Source organism: Escherichia sp. AM3 (assembly GCF_032029835.1).
In the GTDB taxonomy this organism is placed as follows: Bacteria; Pseudomonadota; Gammaproteobacteria; order Enterobacterales; family Enterobacteriaceae; genus Escherichia; species Escherichia coli.
In genome coordinates, this window is sequence record NZ_JAVUPQ010000212.1 from 1 (window position 1) to 2,336 (window position 2,336).

Sequence of the window (2,336 nt, forward strand, 5' to 3'; positions counted from 1 at the left end):
TCGGTGGAGCTGCATGACAAAGTCATCGGGCATTATCTGAACATAAAACACTATCAATAAGTTGGAGTCATTACCCCCCGGACGAGTGGGAATCCATGGTAGGGATTTTTACCGAAATGGAAGAACACTATTAGGGGGCACCTCAGAAAACGGAAAATAAAGCACGCTAAGGCATAGCTGACCTTGCCAGGCCTGCTTCGCCCTGTAGTGACGCGATCAACGGGCAGGAAACATTCCCCTTTCGTGCATGGCAGGCGCACACGAGTTCAGACAGCACGGTTTCCATGCGCGCCAAGTCGGCCATCTTCTCGCGCACGTCCTTGAGCTTGTGTTCGGCCAGGCTGCTGGCCTCCTCGCAGTGGGTGCCATCGTCGAGCCGCAACAGCTCGGCAATCTCGTCCAGACTGAACCCCAGCCGCTGTGCCGATTTCACGAATTTCACCCGAACCACGTCCGCCTCCCCATAGCGGCGGATGCTGCCGTAAGGCTTGTCCGGTTCCCGCAACAGGCCCTTGCGCTGATAGAAGCGGATTGTCTCCACGTTGACCCCGGCCGCCTTGGCAAAAACGCCAATGGTCAGGTTTTCCAAATTATTTTCCATATCGCTTGACTCCGTACATGAGTACGGAAGTAAGGTTACGCTATCCAATCCAAATTCAAAAGGGCCAACGTATGTCTGAACCACAAAACGGGCGCGGTGCGCTCTTCGCCGGCGGGCTGGCCGCCATTCTTGCATCGACCTGCTGCCTGGGGCCGCTAGTACTGGTCGCCCTGGGCTTCTCCGGTGCTTGGATCGGCAACCTGACGGTGCTGGAACCCTATCGACCGTTGTTCATCGGCGCGGCGCTAGTGGCGCTGTTCTTCGCCTGGAAGCGGATTTACCGGCCCGTGCAGGCATGCAAGCCAGGTGAGGTCTGCGCGATTCCGCAGGTGCGCGCCACCTACAAGCTGATTTTCTGGATCGTGGCCGTGCTGGTCCTGGTCGCGCTTGGATTTCCCTATGTCGTTCCATTTTTCTATTAACCAGGAGTTCATCATGAAGAAACTGTTTGCCTCCCTTGCCCTCGCCGCCGCTGTTGCCCCGGTGTGGGCCGCTACCCAGACCGTCACGCTAGCGGTTCCCGGCATGACTTGCGCCGCCTGCCCGATCACAGTCAAGAAAGCGCTCTCCAAGGTCGAAGGCGTGAGCAAGGTCGATGTGGGCTTCGAGAAGCGCGAGGCCGTCGTCACTTTTGACGACACCAAGGCCAGCGTACAGAAGCTGACCAAGGCCACCGCAGACGCCGGCTATCCGTCCAGCGTCAAGCAGTGAGCCAGCACGCCAACGACAACAGCGAGAGCCGCTTCATGGGACTGATGACACGCATTGCCGATAAAACCGGCGCGCTCGGCAGCGTCGTTTCCGCGATGGGCTGCGCCGCCTGCTTTCCAGCCCTCGCCAGCTTCGGCGCGGCCATCGGGCTGGGCTTCTTGAGCCAGTACGAGGGACTGTTCATCAGCCGCCTGCTGCCGCTGTTTGCCGCGCTGGCCTTCCTGGCGAACGCGCTGGGTTGGTTCAGTCATCGGCAATGGCTGCGCAGTCTGCTCGGCATGATCGGCCCGGCCATCGTGTTTGCGGCCACGGTCTGGCTGCTCGGCAACTGGTGGACGGCGAACCTGATGTACGTCGGCCTGGCCTTGATGATTGGGGTGTCGATCTGGGACTTCGTGTCGCCGGCGCATCGCCGTTGCGGACCGGACGGCTGCGAACTCCCCGCCAAGCGCTTGTGAAAGACGGCTGACCGTGCGACACGGCGGCCCACACGAATAAGGAACGATGGTATGAGCACTCTCAAAATCACCGGCATGACTTGCGACTCGTGCGCAGTGCATGTCAAGGACGCCCTGGAGAAAGTGCCCGGCGTGCAATCAGCGGATGTCTCCTACGCCAAGGGCAGCGCCAAGCTCGCCATTGAGGTCGGCACGTCACCCGACGCGCTGACGGCCGCTGTAGCTGGACTCGGTTATCGGGCCACGCTGGCCGATGCCCCCTCAGTTTCGACGCCGGGCGGATTGCTCGACAAGATGCGCGATCTGCTGGGCAGAAACGACAAGACGGGTAGCAGCGGCGCATTGCATATCGCCGTCATCGGCAGCGGCGGGGCCGCGATGGCAGCGGCGCTGAAGGCCGTCGAGCAAGGCGCACGTGTCACGCTGATCGAGCGCGGCACCATCGGCGGCACCTGCGTCAATGTCGGTTGTGTGCCGTCCAAGATCATGATCCGCGCCGCCCATATCGCCCATCTGCGCCGGGAAAGCCCGTTCGATGGCGGCATCGCCGCTACCACGCCGACCAG

General features: G+C 61.2%; 6 protein-coding genes. 5 read left to right on the plus strand and 1 reads right to left on the minus strand.

The features are described from left to right. Window positions 1-60, plus strand: a 60-nt coding sequence (locus RTW80_RS31730; RefSeq protein WP_071528444.1) for an IS1 family transposase, incomplete at its 5' end; no start/stop codon positions are given. A 106-nt stretch (window positions 61-166) separates the two neighbouring features. On the opposite strand, the gene merR is transcribed toward RTW80_RS31730, so the two are convergent. Further along, the gene (merR, locus tag RTW80_RS24200) at window positions 167-601 is read right to left on the minus strand and encodes an Hg(II)-responsive transcriptional regulator (protein ID WP_000429836.1); all 435 of its coding nucleotides are present in this window, start codon (window positions 599-601) and stop codon (window positions 167-169) included. Between the two features lie 71 nt (window positions 602-672). Between merR and RTW80_RS24205 the strand changes: the two genes are divergently transcribed. From RTW80_RS24205 to RTW80_RS24220, 4 genes are all read left to right on the plus strand, one after another. Further along, window positions 673-1,023, plus strand: a complete 351-nt coding sequence (locus RTW80_RS24205) for a mercuric transport protein MerT (RefSeq protein ID WP_001294663.1) — start codon at window positions 673-675, stop codon at window positions 1,021-1,023. Between the two features lie 13 nt (window positions 1,024-1,036). Beyond that, the gene (gene merP, locus RTW80_RS24210; protein ID WP_000732292.1) at window positions 1,037-1,312 is read left to right on the plus strand and encodes a mercury resistance system periplasmic binding protein MerP; all 276 of its coding nucleotides are present in this window, start codon (window positions 1,037-1,039) and stop codon (window positions 1,310-1,312) included. 35 nt (window positions 1,313-1,347) lie between these two features. After that, a complete protein-coding gene (merC, locus tag RTW80_RS24215; RefSeq protein ID WP_001340589.1) occupies window positions 1,348-1,770 on the plus strand; it encodes an organomercurial transporter MerC in 423 nt (140 codons plus the stop codon). A gap of 51 nt (window positions 1,771-1,821) precedes the next feature. Continuing rightward, window positions 1,822-2,336, plus strand: a 515-nt coding sequence (locus tag RTW80_RS24220; protein ID WP_312720584.1) for an FAD-dependent oxidoreductase, incomplete at its 3' end; no start/stop codon positions are given.

Coding starts and splice junctions, on each gene's coding strand:
- merP (WP_000732292.1), top strand. CDS start 1,037: ATGAAGAAACTGTTTGCCTCCCTTGCCCTCGCCGCCGCTGTTGCCCCG.
- merC (WP_001340589.1), top strand. CDS start 1,348: ATGGGACTGATGACACGCATTGCCGATAAAACCGGCGCGCTCGGCAGC.
- merR (WP_000429836.1), bottom strand. CDS start 601: ATGGAAAATAATTTGGAAAACCTGACCATTGGCGTTTTTGCCAAGGCG.
- RTW80_RS24205 (WP_001294663.1), top strand. CDS start 673: ATGTCTGAACCACAAAACGGGCGCGGTGCGCTCTTCGCCGGCGGGCTG.